The following is a 14356-nucleotide window of genomic DNA, read 5'->3' on the forward strand; positions in this document are numbered from 1 at the left end:
GGTCCGCTTCCGCGCGGGCGCCTTCGCGGGCTCGGCCGGGATCTCTGCGGCCGGCGCGACCGGCTCCGGCAGCTCGTGCGGGGTTCCCTTGGCGTCGAAGTAGTCGCCACCCTTTCGGCGCACGTCATCGGTGCCCCAGGACCGATCCCGGTCGACGGGCGCCATCCGTGGAATGTGCTTGCGGCAGTGAATGTATGCCTCTTCGACATCCACGACCACCCAGCGTTCGGGCGTGCGGCCGTTGGCGTGTGTGTCGGGCAGGTCGGCCAGCTGGGCACGGAGGTCGACGTCCTCGACGATGCGGGCCGAACCGTTGACGTGGAGACCGATCAGGTCGCGGACAAAATCCATCATCAGGATCCCGACATGAGGGTTCTCCCTGATGTTGCCGAGGCTGGCCATCACCCCGTTGCCGCGATACTCCGGATACGCGACGGTCCGCGGGTCGATGACGTGGATGAAGCCCGGTTCACCCGCCCGGAATGTGGAGTCGCATTCGCCGTGTGCATCGGCGGTCGCGATGAACGCCATTTCCTGCCGGGCTACGAACTCGATCATTGTCGGGTTCAGGTGATTGAGCATCTGATCGGAATAGAACCGCTCGGCACGTTCTGTCGTGCCGAATTCGTTCTGCAGTTCATGTTCGCCAACACTCCCCAAAGTGGGACGAATAGACATGGAACTCCTCGGGAACGGAAGTCACGGACCAGCTGGCCCGTTCATGGGCGGTAACGCTAGCCGAGGGGCCGATCGATCGCACCGTTTCCTCCATGGGCGCGAATGCGGTGTCGCGTCCTAGAATTGGCCCCCGTGACTGAGCAGGAGATGACGACGGGCGCCGGCGGATCCCGATTCCGCTGGCAGATGCACGGCGACGGCAAGCGAATCGCAGACGGTGCTGTCGTGGCACCCGACGAGCGGCTGTCGTGGCCCCGCACGGTCGGAATCGGCATGCAGCACGTGATCGCGATGTTCGGCGCGACATTGTTGGTGCCGACGATCACCGGATTCCCGGTGACGACCACGCTCTTGTTCTCGGGGATCGGCACCGTGCTGTTTCTCGTCATCACCAGGGGCCGGATCCCGAGCTATCTCGGTTCGTCGTTCGCCTTCATCGCTCCGCTCACCGCCTCGGCGGCCGACGGACCCGCCGCGCAGCTCGGCGCGGTGCTGGCCGTCGGCGTCGTGCTGATGCTGGTCGGCATCGTGGTCAAGCTCGCGGGCGCCAGGGTGCTCGACGCCGTGATGCCGCCGGTGGTGACCGGTGCCGTGGTCATGCTGATCGGATTGAACCTGGCGCCTGCGGCGGTCGGCTCGTTTCAGGCCCAGCCGCTGATCGCGGCCGTCACCCTCGTCGCGATCCTCGTCGTCACCGCCGCCGGTCCTGGGCTGCTCGGCAGGCTGGGAATCCTCGTCGGCGTGGTGATCGGGTGGGTGTTCGCGGCGGTCACCGGCGGCCTGTCGACCGAGCGGGTGGACGCGCTGCGTGAGGCGGCCTGGGTGGGCCTGCCGCACCTGCGGGGGCCGAGCTTCCAGTGGTCGGCGATCGCGCTCGCGCTCCCAGTGGTGATCGTGCTGATCGCCGAGAACGTCGGTCACGTCAAGGCGGTCGCGGCGATGACCGGTCGGTCGCTCGACGACGTCGCGGGCGACGCGCTCTTCGCGGACGGTCTCGCCACCACCCTCGCCGGCGCGGGCGGTGGCTCCGGCACCACCACCTATGCGGAGAACATCGGCGTGATGGCGGCGACCAGGGTGTACTCCACCGCCGCCTACTGGGTGGCGGCGGCGACGGCGATCGTGCTCGCGTTCTCGCCGAAGTTCGGTGCCCTCGTGTTCACCGTGCCGGACGGCGTGATCGGCGGCGCGACGCTGGTGCTCTACGGGCTCATCGGCATTCTCGGCGTGCGGATCTGGATGGAGGCCATGGTCGACTTCACCGATCCGGTGAATCTCACGGTGGTCGCCGCGGCGCTGGTGGCAGGCATCGGAAACCTCACCCTGATGGTCGGCTCGGTTGAGCTCGGCGGCATCGCGTGGGGCTCGGTCGGGATCCTCGTCGGGTACCCGCTGATGCGGGCGCTGGCGCGGCTGCGTGGGTGACCCACTCGTCGCCGCGGCCGGGAGTCGCTGTTGGTCACAGATTGCGCTCGCTAGGGTCATCGACCGCCGAGTCGGACGACGCCTAGCCTGGCAGGCAGCTACGTCGACACACAGGAGCCTTGATGGAACGCACGCTTTTCGAGCCCGAGCACCTTCTCTTCCGGGAGTCCTACCAGAAGTTCCTCGAGCAGGAGGTCGCTCCCAACCACGACAAGTGGGAAGAGCAGAACATCGTCGACCGTGAGGTCTGGAAGAAGGCGGGCGAGCAGGGCTTCCTCGGCATGGACGTGCCCGAGGAGTACGGCGGCGGCGGCGTCGAGGACTTCCGCTACAACGCCATCATCACCGAGGAAACCACCCGTGGTGGTTTCAGTGGCGTCGGTTTCATGCTCCACAACGACGTGGTGGCGCCGTACCTGCTCAAGCTGGCCAACGAGGAGCAGAAGAAGCGCTGGCTGCCCGGTTTCTGTTCCGGTGAGATCATCACCGCGATCGCGATGACCGAGCCAGGAACCGGCAGCGACCTGCAGAACATCAAGACCCGCGCGGTGCGCGACGGCGACCACTGGGTCCTCAACGGCTCGAAGACCTTCATCACCAACGGGATCAACGCCGACCTGGTGGTCGTGGTCGCGTGCACGGACCCGGACAAGGGCGCCCAGGGCTTCTCGCTCCTCGTCGTCGAGCGCGGCATGGAGGGCTTCGAGCGCGGTCGTAATCTGGACAAGATCGGCCTCAAGGCGCAGGACACCGCCGAGCTCAGCTTCACCGACGTGCGGGTCCCCGCTGCCAACCTCCTCGGCGAGGAGGGCATGGGCTTCATCTACCTGATGCAGAACCTGCCGCAGGAGCGCATGTCGATCGCCGTCGTCGCCGCCGCAGCGATGGAATCCTGCCTCGAGATGACGATGCAGTACGTCCGCGACCGCAAGGCGTTCGGCAAGCCGATCGGCAGCTTCCAGAACACCCGCTTCGTGCTCGCCGAGCTCGCCACCGAGACCACCGCCGTGCGGATCCTCGTGGACAAGTTCATCGAGCAGCTCAACGAAGGCAAGCTCACCGTCCAGGAGGCCGCGATGGCCAAGTGGTGGACCACCGAGGCGCAGGTCAAGCTGATCGATCGCTGCCTTCAGCTGCACGGCGGCTACGGCTACATGCGCGAGTACCCGATCGCCAAGGCGTACATGGACTCTCGCGTGCAGACCATCTACGGCGGCACCACCGAGATCATGAAGGAGATCATCGGCCGGGGACTGAACCTGTCCTGATCGGACCGGACACGAGAAAGGCCGCGGCACCGGGTGCCGCGGCCTTTCTCGTGCGTACCGGGGTTCGGTCTCGGCCGATCAGATCTTGCGCATCACCGTGACGACCTTGCCGAGAATGGCCGCGTCGTTGCCGGGGATCGGTTCGAACAGCGGATTGTGCGGCATCAGCCACACCTCGCCCTTGCTCCGCTTGAATGTCTTGACGGTCGCCTCGCCGTCGATCATCGCGGCCACGATGTCGCCGTTGTCGGCCACGCTCTGCTGCCGGACGACCACCCAGTCGCCGTCGCAGATCGCCGCCTCGATCATCGATTCGCCGACCACCTTCAGCAGGAACAACGATCCCTGGCCGACGAGCTCGCGGGGGAGGGGGAACACGTCCTCGACGGCCTCCTCGGCGAGGATCGGACCGCCTGCGGCGATCCGTCCGAGCACGGGGACGAAAGTCGGCTTCGGCAGCTGGGTCTCGGTGCCCTCGCCCGCGGGCTGCGCCGCGTGCTCGAATCCGGCCTCGGTGTCGGAGGCCGCCACACCGTCGTCCAGCCCGCGGACGTCCACGGCGCGCGGACGGTTGGGATCGCGTCGCAGGAATCCCTTGCGTTCGAGCGTGCGGAGCTGGTGCGCGACCGACGAGGTCGAGGTGAGCCCGACCGCGTCGCCGATCTCGCGGATGCTCGGCGGGTAGCCGCGTTCGCTGACCGAGGCGCGGATCACCTCCAGCACCCGGCGCTGTCGATCCGTGAGCCCCGCCGCGAGATCGGTTCCGCCTGGGGTGGCGGCCGAGCCGTCGTTGGAGCTGTCGTCCTTCATGGAGGGCCTCCCGTGTCGATGTGGGTTCTGACACGAATCTAGACCGGATTCCAGCATGTTTCAAACATCTGTTCGAGATGTGTCGCGTCAAGTCGAGACTTTGTCGGACCGTCGTGGTAGAAATCGAACATGCGTTCACTCGAACGTGTGAACGAATGAAGCGAAACCATCACCGGCGGAGGTTCCGATGAGCATGGCAGTCCCCATGAGCATGGCAGTTCCCACGAGCAGGGCGGTCCCGAAGAACACGGTCCCGAACGGCGGCAGGTCGCGACAGGTGGTCGCACGCAGGCGCCGGGTGGACGGCTTCGTCGAATACGGCCGGGCGCCGATGCCGGTGTCGAGGGCGGTTCACGGCAAGAGCGAGCGGGAGAGCGGACTCGGCGCGCTGGTCGTGGGGATGCTGCTGTCGGCGGTCGCCGTGGCCGGCCTGCTCGGGATCGCGCAGGCCCGGTCGAACCCGCAGTTCGCCCTCGGCGAGACCGCGGTGGTGCAGGTGCAGGGCGGAGAGACGCTCAGCGACGTCGCGTCGCGCGTCGCACCGGAGGGCCGTGTCGAGCAGGTCGTGGCGCGGATTCTCGACCTGAACGCCACGTCAGGAGCCTCGGTGCAGGCGGGACAATCGCTGGTGGTGCCCGTCGGACCGGTGGACTGAACCCCGATGCGCGCCCTCGGGCGCCCGGCGGCGGTATCCTCGAACCCTGTCAGCCCCACCACATCCAGTGGTCGTACAGGGCTCCTCGGTTCCGACGAAGGATTCGCCATGCATTGCCCGTTCTGTAGGCATCCCGATTCGCGCGTGGTCGACTCTCGTGAAGCCGACGAGGGCAACGCCATTCGCAGGCGGCGATCGTGCCCGGAATGCGGTCGGCGGTTCACCACCGTCGAGACCGCGGTGCTCTCGGTGGTCAAGCGCAGCGGCGTGACCGAGCCGTTCAGCCGCGAGAAGGTGGTCCGCGGCGTCCGGCGCGCCTGCCAGGGCCGGGCGGTGGACGAGGACGCGCTCTACAAGCTCGCCCAGAAGGTCGAGGAGGCCGTGCGCGCGGCCGGATCGGCCGAGATCCCCAGCAACGAGGTCGGGTTGGCGATCCTCGGTCCGCTCCGCGACCTCGACGAGGTGGCCTACCTGCGATTCGCCTCGGTGTACCGCTCTTTCAGCTCCGCCGAGGATTTCGAGCGCGAGATCAAGGACCTGCGCGTGCATCGCGAAGAATCCGCGACCGACTGACCGTCACCTGGTGATCGCGGCGATCGCCTTTCGGATCCGCTTCTCGGACACGGGGTACGGGGTACCGAGCGACTGCGCGAACAGGCCGACCCTCAGTTCCTCGATCATCCAGCGGACCGCGTCCACATCCGGGTCGTGGTGTCTGCGCTCGTCCAGACGGGCGAGCAACCGGCCATAGTCCTCGTACACCGCGTCCAGCACCACCAAGCCCTGGCTGTCGCGCCCCGCGCTCGCGGGGAGCGCCTCGAGACGGCGGATGGCGCCCTCCAGGTACCGGGGCAGCTCCCGCAGCCGGTCGGTGCCGGTGTCGGTGACGAATCCGGCATACATCAGCGTCTCGAGCTGCTCGCGCACATCGTCGGCGGCCTCTCCCGTGGCGCGATCGAGGATCACGCGCAGCTCCTGGGCACGGGACAGCGCGGGGACCACCAACCGGACCAGTACCGCCACCCGGGTGGCGAGCTGGGCTCGCACCGCGGCCTGCAGCTTCTCGAACGCCTCCGGGGTACGGGTCGGCCCGCCGTTCGCGTCCATGAGCTCATTCACCGCGCAGGCCCGGCAGTCCTCGACGAGGGCCTCCACGCTGCCGTGCGGATTCTGGCTCAGGGCCAGCCGATCCCGGGTGCCGAGGCCGGAGATCGCGGACTTGGTCGGGGTGACGATGGCGCTCAGCAGCAGGGCCCTTGTGCCCTCGCGCATCGCCTGGCGCTGCGCGAGCGGGGTGCTGAGGACCCGGACCGCGACGCCCTCCTTCTCGGGGACGAGCGCCGGGTATCCGACCACCTTCTGGCCCGCGATGGTGCGGGTCACGCTGTCCGGCAGGGTGCCGAGTGTCTCCGACGTCCAGACCGCGGCGGCCGGACGCTCGGTGCTCGAGGCGGCCTTGGCCACCTCGACGTCGACGCGGGGCGAGAGCGAGGCGGAGAGCCCGGTCAGGCTCTTGCTCCGGCCCAGTACCTTGCCCGAACCGTCGACCGCGGCGAAGGTCATCCGCAGGTGATCGGGGACCGCGCTCAGGTCGAAGTCGCGGGGCGAGATCGGGACGCCTGCCATTCGGGACAGTTCCCTGGCGATCGCCATGGTCAACGCCTCGGATCGCGGTTTGACGGCCGACAGCGCCGCCCTGGCGTAGTCGGGCGCGGGGACCACGGTGCGGCGCAACGGTTTCGGCAGCGTCTTGATGAGCGCGGTGACCAGGTCCTCGCGCATGCCGGGCACCAGCCAGTCGAAGCCGACCGGGCGGACCTGGGCGAGCAGCGCGACGGGGATGCGTGCGGTGACGCCGTCGTCCTCGGTCCCGGGTTCGAACTGGTAGGTCAGCGGGAACGAGATCTCGCCCTGGCGCCAGGTGTTCGGATAATCACCGCCGAGCACCCCGGCGGCATCGGCGTTCACGATGGTCGACGCGGTGAAGTTCAGCAGGTCCGGTTCCGTGCGCCTGGCGCGCTTCCACCAGGTGTCGAAGTGCCTGGCGGACACGGCTTCCTGGCCGACGCGTTGGTCGTAGAACTCGTAGAGGGCCTCGTCGTCGACCAGGATGTCGCGCCTGCGTGCCCTGGTCTCCATCTCCTCGACGTCCTCGAGCAGGGCCCGGTTCTGATGGAAGAACTTGTGCTGGGTCTGCCATTCGCCCTGGACCAGCGCGTGCCGGATGAACAGCTCCCGCGAGGTCTCTGGGTCGATCGAGCTGTAGGTGACCGCCCGCTTGGCGACCAGCGGGATGCCGTACAGCGTGACCCGCTCGTACGCCATCGCGCAGGCGCGCTTGGTCGACCAGTGCGGCTCGGAGTAGGTGCGCTTGATCAGGTGCGGCGCCAGCTTCTCCGCCCACTCGGGCTCGATGCCGGCCGCCATCCGGCCCCAGAGCCTGGAGGTTTCCACCAGTTCGGCGGCCATCACCCAGCGTGGCGGCTTCTTGAACAGCGAGGAACCGGGGAACACCGCGAACCGGGCGCCACGGGCGCCGAGGAAGTCTCGCTTGTCGCCCTCGCGCAGGCCGATGTGGGAGAGCAGCCCGGACAGGAGCGCCTGGTGCACCGAGGCCTCGCCGGCGGGCTGGTCGTTGCCGGTCCAGCCGAGCCCACGGGTGATCTGCGCGAGCTGGCCGTGCAGGTCCTGCCACTCCCTGATCCGCAGCCAGTGCAAGAACTCGTTCTTGCACATCTTCCGGAACTGGTTGGAGGACAGCTCCTTCCGCTGCTCGCCGAGGTATTCCCACAGCTTCAGGTAGGCGAGGAAATCGGAGCCGCCCACGGTGAACCTGGCGTGCTTCTCGTCGGCGGCCTGCTGGTGTTCGGCCGGCCGCTCGCGCACGTCTTGGATCGACAGCGCGGCGACGATGATGAGGGTCTCGCGCAGGCACCCGGTGTTGTGCGCATGAGCGAGCATCCGGGCCATCCGGGGGTCCACCGGCAACTGGGCGAGCTCCCGCCCCACCGGTGTCAGCTCGGTGACGCCGTCCTTGGCGCCCGGCTTGATCGCCCCGAGTTCCTCGAGCAACGCGACGCCATCACGGATGGCGCGCGGATCCGGCGCCTCCACGAACGGGAAGGCGGCGATGTCGCCGAGGCCGAGGGCGGTCATCTGCAGCACCACCGACGCCAGGTTGGTGCGCAGGATCTCGGGTTCGGTGAAGGCCGGACGTGACTCGAAGTCGTCCTCGGAGTAGAGGCGGATGCAGATGCCGTCTGCGACACGGCCACAGCGTCCGGCCCGCTGGCGGGCCGAGGCCTGCGAGATCTCCTCGATCGGCAGCCGCTGGACCTTGGTGCGCACGGAGTACCGGGAGATGCGGGCGGTGCCGGGATCGATGACATACCGGATGCCGGGGACCGTCAGCGAGGTCTCCGCGACGTTGGTCGAGAGCACCACCCGGCGGCCCGTGTGCCGCTCGAAGACCCGGTGCTGCTCGGCCGCGGACAGCCGGGCGTACAGGGGCAGGATCTCTGTGCCGCGCAGCTTGCGGTCCCGCAGCGCGTCGGCGGTGTCGCGGATCTCGCGTTCGCCGGAGAGGAACACCAGGATGTCGCCGTCGCCTTCACCGAGCAGTTCCTCGACCGCCTCGCCGACCGCGTCGACGGGGTCGCGATCGATGGTCTGCTCGCCGACGTCGACGCTCAGGGGCCGGTACCGGACCTCGACCGGGAAGGTGCGTCCCGAGACCTCCACGATCGGTGCGGGCACCCCGTTCACGGCGAAATGCTGTGCGAAGCGCTCCGGGTCGATCGTCGCGGAGGTGATGATCACCTTCAGGTCGGGCCGCCGCGGCAACAGTTCCCTGAGGTAGCCGAGGATGAAGTCGATGTTGAGGCTGCGTTCGTGCGCCTCGTCGATGATGAGGGTGTCGTACCGGCGCAGCATCCGGTCGCGCTGGATCTCGGCGAGCAGGATGCCGTCGGTCATCAGCTTGATCAGGGTGCCGTCCGACACCTGGTCGGTGAAGCGGACCGTGTACCCCACGGCCCCGCCGAGCGGGGTGTCCAACTCCTCGGCGATGCGCTCAGCGACGGTGCGCGCCGCGATCCGGCGCGGCTGGGTGTGCCCGATCAGCCCGCGCACCCCACGCCCGAGGTCGAGACAGATCTTCGGGATCTGGGTTGTCTTACCGGATCCGGTCTCGCCGGCCACGATGACGACCTGGTTCGCCGCGATCGCGGCGGCGATGTCGTCACGGCGCAGGCTGACCGGAAGGTTGTCCGGGTAGCTGGTCTTCGGGGTGTTGGCGCGGCGAGTGGCGATGCGCGCCTCCGCCTGCGACACCTCCCGGAGGACCCCGGTGAGGGCCTCGGGGTTCGAGGCGCGGTCGAGACGGCGTCGGAGTCGGTGCTCGTCTCGGAGGGAGAGGTGGGCCAGGCGGCGCTTGAGCTCGCGCCGGTCGACGTCGGGCAGCTCGGGCGAAGGTGTGGTGGACATGCTCGGACCAGCCTATCGAAAGGCCGCCACTCAAATACCGCAGCCCGTTGTTGCCCTGTGCGAACATCTGCGGGTGACTGCTGCCACGGATACCCCGGTCTACCCACACACGAATCCGGTCTGGCGGGCGCTGCGGCTGGTGTTCGCCGGTCTCGGGATCCTCGCGCTGGTCTGGATCCCGCTGCGCAACATCGACAGCGAGACGTTCTCGACCACCAATTACTTCAGCTACTTCACCATCCTCAGCAACGTGTTGACGGTGATCGTGTTCCTCGTCGGGGCGTTCGGGGACCCGCAGTCGCGGAATTGGCAGCTCTTTCGCGGCGCGACCACCGTGTACATGGTCATCACCGGGATCATCTACGCGGTCCTGCTCGCCAACGTCGATGTGATGCTGCAGGACAAATGGATCAACGTCCTCCTTCACGAGATCCTGCCGCTCGCGATCTTCCTCGATTGGCTGATCAACCCGCCGCGGATGCGGATCACCGACGGGCAGTCGATGACCTGGCTGACGTTCCCGGTCGTCTACGGCGTCTACACACTCGTCCGCGGCCCGATCGTCGACTGGTACCCGTATCCGTTCATCGATCCCCGCGTGCAGGGCTACCTGCAGATGTCCATCGGGCTGGTGGTGCTGCTGTTGGCCATGGTGCTGATGTCGTTCGCGGTCAACGCCGCGGGCAGGCTCGCCCAGCGGTGGCGATACGGTGGAACCGAGCGCCGGATGGCGGCGGAAGGGATCGCCACCGGCGAGAGCGAGGAGATGGCGTGACGAACACCCAGGCACTGTGGCACGGATTCGCGGACATGGGCGCGGTGAGCGAGGGCGGTCCGTTTGTCGTCAGCCGCGGCGAGGGCGCGTACATCTGGGACGACAAAGGCAACCGCTACCTGGACGCGACAGCGGGCCTGTGGTTCACCAACGTCGGGCACGGCCGCGCCGAGATCGCGGACGCGGTTGCGACGCAGCTCCGGTCGATCGCGCACTTCTCCAACTTCGGCGACTTCGCGCCTGAGACCACATTCGCGCTCGCCGAGCGCCTGTCCGCGATCGCGCCGGTGCCCGGTAGCAAGATCTTCTTCACCTCGGGCGGCTCGGACTCCGTCGACACCGCGGCAAAGCTGGCCCGGCGCTACTGGCACGAGATGGGCAAGCCGAACAAGCGGATCGTGGTCGGGCGGCAGAAGGCCTACCACGGCATGCACGTTGCAGGCACCGCGCTGGCAGGCATCCCGGTGAACCGGGAAGGCTACGGCGAGCTGATGCCGGATGCCAGGACGGTGGAGTGGGACAACGGCAAGAGCCTGCTCGAACTCATCGAGAGGGAGGGCGCGGACACGATCGCGGCCTTCTTCGTCGAGCCGATCATCGGCGCGGGGGGGATCTACCTGCCGCCGGAGGGCTACCTCTCCGAGGTTCGGCAGATCTGCCGCGAGCACGACATCCTGTTCGTCGTCGACGAGGTGGTCACGGGCTTCGGCCGGATCGGTGGGTCGTGGTTCGCCTCGACGCGTTTCGACCTGCAGCCGGACATGGTGACCACGGCGAAGGGCCTCACCTCCGGATACGTCCCGATGGGTGCGGTTTTCATCGCGCCCCGGGTCGCCGAGCCCTTCTTCTCCGGTGGCGTGTGGTGGCGGCACGGGTACACCTATGGCGGGCACGCGGGCGCGGCAGCCGCGGCGCTGGCGAACCTCGACATCCTCGAGCGGGAGAACCTCCTCGAGGAGTCCGCCCGGCTCGAGCGTTCGCTGCACGAGCACCTGTCCCCGCTGGCCGAACACCCGCGGGTCGCGGAGGTGCGCAGCGGTCTCGGTGCGGTGGCGGCGGTGCAGCTCGCGGACCCCGCGGAGGCGTTGCCGTTCGTCAAGACCCTTCGGGAGCACGGCATCTCGGGTCGCGCGGCGGGCGTCGGCGCCATGCAGTTCTCGCCGTCCTTCGTGATGACCGACGACGAGGTGGCCGAGATGGCGGCGGGGGTCCTCAAGGCGCTCGGCTGAGCGCTCGCGCCGGCCGGTCGACGGTTCAGTGCAGGGTGAGAACCTCTGCGGTCGATCGGCGCGGCGTGCGCCCCGCCGGGGGCGAGCCGGTGACCGAGCCGATCCGCAGCAGGACCTGGGGGAGTCCGGCGCCGGGCGCAAGCGCCGCGATCATGTCCCGGCTCCGACCGACCTCGGTGAGGTGCGTCAGCGGGCAGGTCGCGATCCCTCTCGATGTCGCCTCGAGCAGGACCGCGGACAGCGCCTGCCCGCACCGCGTCCAGGACGCAGGTGAGTCGGAATCGGTGCTCAGCATCAGCACGGTGGACTCGTCGACACCCGGCCGGGGCGTCGACTCCTGCCTGCCGGGGCGAGGGAACGCTCGTCCGATCGGGACGTGTGCGCTCTCGCCGGTGGTCGCCAGCGACTCGGGAGGTATCCCCTCACCGGTGAGGGAGTGCCCGGCCCACCAGTGCAGTTCGGCCTGGTAATCGGCGTCGTAGCGCCTGGCCGCGGAGCTGGCATCGGTCGCGGCGGCCAGCGCTGTCCTCGCCTCGGGCGCGAGGACCGTCAGCGTGATGCCGAACCTGCCCGCCTGATCGCCCAGCCGCGCGGCCGGCCCCGTCTCCGGGGCGAGTGGGCCGAAGGGTCTGCGATCGGTGCGGCGGTGGCGGATGGCGGTGACCAGGTCGAAGTCGTGTGAGCGCGGGGTCGCGTCCCTGTGACAGTGGATGGCGGCGACGAGCCGGGGCAGGCTGGGCTCCGGCAGGAGGTCGATGTCCGATCGCCAGCGCAGCGAGGTGAGGGCGACCTCCACGTGATGGAGCGCGGCGCCGCAGCTGATGTGCAGCTGGCGTCCGGACGGATCGGCGGAGGGCAGGAGCCGGGTGCGCTCGCTGAACAGGTCGAGCCGACCCGCGGAGTATCGCCACCGCCAGGGCTGGCTGTTGTGCACCGATGGCGCGCGGCACGCAAGATCGACCGCGCTCTGAATGACGCCGGTGTCCGGTACCGCGTAGTCCATGCAGCCAATTATCTGCCCGGGGATCGGGCACGGCTAGGGCCTTACGACCCCACTGCCGGGATCGCCGCCTGGGTCAGCGCCGCGGGATGCCCGATCGCAGCGGTTCCGCGACGCTGTGTGCGCTGGCGGCCGACAGCCACAATCGCAGCAGGTGCCTGCGCCTGTCGAGATCGGGATGGTCCTGGTAGGTGTTGCGGGCGTGCAGGATGCGCCCGTTGTTCAGGATCTGGACGTCGCCGGGTTCGAAGACCATCTCGACGTGGAAGCGCGGCTCGTTGGCGATGGCCTCGATGAGTTCGATGGCCTCGTATTGCTCGGCCGTCAGGCGTGGGGCCTGCGGGTGCCGTTGGGAGTCGCGGATGTACCAGCTGATGTAGAACAGGCGGGGTGATCCGCCGATGTCATTGAGTGGGGCGAGTTCGAAGTACTGGGGGTCGCCCGCGGCCTCCTCGCCGTTGCGATCCCAGGGCATGGGGGAGTAGAGGACCTCGAGCAGATCCGGCCGCCGCCGCAGCACCTCGTTGTAGATCGCTGCCGAGCTGGCGATCCAGCTCTCACCTCCGGTGGCCGCCTTGGCCAGGCACAGCAGCGCGACGAGATCGGAACCGTCGGTGTGGAAATCCTGGCGCTCCCTGGTCCGGTAGAGCCTGACGGTGGGATCGGTTCTCTCGATCCGCTCGTCGCGGATGTGGGTGAGCACCGAGCCGTCGCGATCCTGACTCACCGGATCTCCGAGCATGGACCCCAGCGCGAGGTGGGCCCGCTCGACCTCGTCGGTTCCGAGTTCGTCGAGCGGGAATCCGCGCAGCAGTACGAATCCGCATCCCGAGTTCAGCGTGTGCGCCCACTGGGCGCACCGGGCCCGAAGAGTGGGGAACAGGCGCGAGGCGTCGGCGGCGCCGGATCTGGCCGCCCCGACGATCTCCGACCGCTCGGTTCCGGTGAGGACCACGGTCCATGTCGAACTGTCGGGGAAGTCCGATCTATCCCAGACCGCGTCGGAAACCTGCGGCGTTCGGGCCATACGATCGGTCATGTCATTTCCCGCCTGGTCGGGGAACGCGCCGGAAGAGGCCCGACAGGCGTTCGCGCAGAGTGGGTTTCACCTCGATCAGATCCACCCGTGGGAGGTCGGCCGCGGCGGTGGCCTGCGCGAAACGGGCGTGCAGCTGGGACCGGACCTCGTCGGGGGTGTAGGCGCGGCGCTTGCGTTCGGCGCGCGCGGCGAGTGCCCCCGTTGCCGCGACCCCGACGACGCCCGCGAGTCCGACGAGCTTCCACACGTTCCTGCCGTCCATGCGCATCGCTCTAGGCTAGGTGCATGAGTCGCCGGATGCACGAATCGCAGGTGAGCCTCGACGAGGCCGTGGATGCCACCCGAACCGGGGACATCTGGATCTTCCGCGGGCACTCGGGCGCCGATCGGGCGATCCAGACGCTGACGAACAGCCCGGTGAACCACGTCGGGATGTCGGTGGTTCTCGACGACATGCCGCCGCTGATGTGGCACGCGGAGCTCGGACATTCCTTGCAGGACATGTGGACCGGACGGTTCCAGCGCGGGGTACAGCTGCACGACCTGCGGCAGGCGGTTCAGGTGTGGGGTGCGAAGTACGGTCAGCGCGGCTGGCTGCGGCAGCTCGAGGAGCCGGTGACCCGGGAGCAGGAGGACGCGTTGATGCGCACCGTCGCGCGGCTGGACGGCACGCCGTTCCCGTCCACGGCCAAGCTGGTCACCCGTTGGTTCGGCGGCCGGCTGCCGTCGCTGCGGCGCAGTTCGGCCCGGGATTCCGCGGAGGCTTCGGCCGGGCTCGAGAGCGCGTACTGCGCCGAGGTGGTCGCGCAGACCTACGAGTCCATGGGGCTGCTCACCGAGCGCCGCAAGACGAATTGGTATGACCCGGGCCGATTCTGGAGCGGCGACCGGTTGCCGCTGGCCCCGGGGGTGACGCTGGGCGGGGAGATCGAGGTGCTGCTCAGCGATGCCGATCTGGCGGCGGGCCGGTCGCCGGAGAGCTGACGGCGACC

Annotated in this window: 12 protein-coding genes and 1 pseudogene; 7 read left to right on the forward strand and 6 right to left on the reverse strand. The window is 68.6% G+C overall.

Annotation, left to right across the window (positions count from 1 at the left end):
- Positions 1-18: 18 nt before the first annotated feature.
- A pseudogene (locus ABIC28_RS05745) lies at positions 19-678 on the reverse strand (pyridoxamine 5'-phosphate oxidase family protein); the annotation flags it as partial.
- 147 nt (positions 679-825) lie between these two features.
- Here ABIC28_RS05745 and ABIC28_RS05750 point away from each other — a divergent pair.
- Together ABIC28_RS05750 and ABIC28_RS05755 are read left to right on the forward strand one after the other, a co-directional pair.
- A complete protein-coding gene (locus ABIC28_RS05750) occupies positions 826-2103 on the forward strand; it encodes a uracil-xanthine permease family protein (RefSeq protein WP_502944995.1) in 1278 nt (425 codons plus the stop codon).
- A 122-nt stretch (positions 2104-2225) separates the two neighbouring features.
- Entirely contained in the window at positions 2226-3371 is a 1146-nt protein-coding gene (locus tag ABIC28_RS05755) for an acyl-CoA dehydrogenase family protein (RefSeq protein WP_027499503.1), read from the forward strand.
- Between the two features lie 78 nt (positions 3372-3449).
- Here the strand turns inward: ABIC28_RS05755 and lexA are convergent, their stop codons facing one another.
- Positions 3450-4181, reverse strand: a complete 732-nt coding sequence (gene lexA / locus ABIC28_RS05760; RefSeq protein ID WP_097211233.1) for a transcriptional repressor LexA — start codon at positions 4179-4181, stop codon at positions 3450-3452.
- Positions 4182-4368: 187 nt separating this feature from the next.
- Between lexA and ABIC28_RS05765 the strand changes: the two genes are divergently transcribed.
- Positions 4369-4836, forward strand: a complete 468-nt coding sequence (locus tag ABIC28_RS05765) for a LysM peptidoglycan-binding domain-containing protein (protein WP_354577890.1) — start codon at positions 4369-4371, stop codon at positions 4834-4836.
- Positions 4837-4944: 108 nt separating this feature from the next.
- Positions 4945-5409 carry a transcriptional regulator NrdR gene (gene nrdR / locus ABIC28_RS05770; protein WP_077041388.1) on the forward strand — a complete coding sequence of 155 codons (465 nt, stop codon included), beginning with the start codon at positions 4945-4947 and terminating at the stop codon, positions 5407-5409.
- Between the two features lie 3 nt (positions 5410-5412).
- On the opposite strand, the gene hrpA is transcribed toward nrdR, so the two are convergent.
- On the reverse strand, positions 5413-9321 hold the full coding sequence (gene hrpA / locus ABIC28_RS05775; protein WP_269588120.1) for an ATP-dependent RNA helicase HrpA: 3909 nt from the start codon (positions 9319-9321) through the stop codon (positions 5413-5415).
- 73 nt (positions 9322-9394) lie between these two features.
- On the opposite strand from hrpA, the gene ABIC28_RS05780 reads away from it, so the two are divergent.
- Positions 9395-10096, forward strand: a complete 702-nt coding sequence (locus ABIC28_RS05780; protein WP_269588119.1) for a Pr6Pr family membrane protein — start codon at positions 9395-9397, stop codon at positions 10094-10096.
- A gap of 35 nt (positions 10097-10131) precedes the next feature.
- Entirely contained in the window at positions 10132-11325 is a 1194-nt protein-coding gene (locus tag ABIC28_RS05785; RefSeq protein ID WP_097211338.1) for an aminotransferase family protein, read from the forward strand.
- A gap of 25 nt (positions 11326-11350) precedes the next feature.
- Here ABIC28_RS05785 and ABIC28_RS05790 read toward each other — a convergent pair whose 3' ends face one another.
- The 3 genes from ABIC28_RS05790 to ABIC28_RS05800 form a co-directional block, all read right to left on the reverse strand.
- Positions 11351-12328 (reverse strand): Acg family FMN-binding oxidoreductase, encoded by a 978-nt coding sequence (locus tag ABIC28_RS05790; RefSeq protein ID WP_209926153.1) that lies wholly within the window; start codon positions 12326-12328, stop codon positions 11351-11353.
- Positions 12329-12401: 73 nt separating this feature from the next.
- Positions 12402-13364, reverse strand: a complete 963-nt coding sequence (locus ABIC28_RS05795; protein WP_245220905.1) for a TauD/TfdA family dioxygenase — start codon at positions 13362-13364, stop codon at positions 12402-12404.
- A gap of 1 nt (position 13365) precedes the next feature.
- Positions 13366-13632: a hypothetical protein gene (locus tag ABIC28_RS05800; RefSeq protein WP_097211238.1), complete on the reverse strand. Its 267-nt coding sequence runs from the start codon at positions 13630-13632 to the stop codon at positions 13366-13368.
- 17 nt (positions 13633-13649) lie between these two features.
- Here ABIC28_RS05800 and ABIC28_RS05805 point away from each other — a divergent pair, with 17 nt between their 5' ends.
- Positions 13650-14348 carry a hypothetical protein gene (locus ABIC28_RS05805; RefSeq protein ID WP_097211239.1) on the forward strand — a complete coding sequence of 233 codons (699 nt, stop codon included), beginning with the start codon at positions 13650-13652 and terminating at the stop codon, positions 14346-14348.
- Positions 14349-14356: the final 8 nt, after the last annotated feature.

Source organism: Rhodococcus sp. PvR044 (assembly GCF_040548995.1).
GTDB lineage: Bacteria > Actinomycetota > Actinomycetes > Mycobacteriales > Mycobacteriaceae > Rhodococcus_G > Rhodococcus_G oryzae.

Coding starts and splice junctions, on each gene's coding strand:
- lexA (WP_097211233.1), bottom strand. CDS start 4,181: ATGAAGGACGACAGCTCCAACGACGGCTCGGCCGCCACCCCAGGCGGA.
- ABIC28_RS05805 (WP_097211239.1), top strand. CDS start 13,650: ATGAGTCGCCGGATGCACGAATCGCAGGTGAGCCTCGACGAGGCCGTG.
- ABIC28_RS05790 (WP_209926153.1), bottom strand. CDS start 12,328: ATGGACTACGCGGTACCGGACACCGGCGTCATTCAGAGCGCGGTCGAT.
- ABIC28_RS05800 (WP_097211238.1), bottom strand. CDS start 13,632: ATGCGCATGGACGGCAGGAACGTGTGGAAGCTCGTCGGACTCGCGGGC.
- hrpA (WP_269588120.1), bottom strand. CDS start 9,321: ATGTCCACCACACCTTCGCCCGAGCTGCCCGACGTCGACCGGCGCGAG.
- ABIC28_RS05750 (WP_502944995.1), top strand. CDS start 826: ATGACGACGGGCGCCGGCGGATCCCGATTCCGCTGGCAGATGCACGGC.
- ABIC28_RS05755 (WP_027499503.1), top strand. CDS start 2,226: ATGGAACGCACGCTTTTCGAGCCCGAGCACCTTCTCTTCCGGGAGTCC.
- ABIC28_RS05795 (WP_245220905.1), bottom strand. CDS start 13,364: ATGACCGATCGTATGGCCCGAACGCCGCAGGTTTCCGACGCGGTCTGG.
- ABIC28_RS05785 (WP_097211338.1), top strand. CDS start 10,132: ATGGGCGCGGTGAGCGAGGGCGGTCCGTTTGTCGTCAGCCGCGGCGAG.
- ABIC28_RS05765 (WP_354577890.1), top strand. CDS start 4,369: ATGAGCATGGCAGTCCCCATGAGCATGGCAGTTCCCACGAGCAGGGCG.
- nrdR (WP_077041388.1), top strand. CDS start 4,945: ATGCATTGCCCGTTCTGTAGGCATCCCGATTCGCGCGTGGTCGACTCT.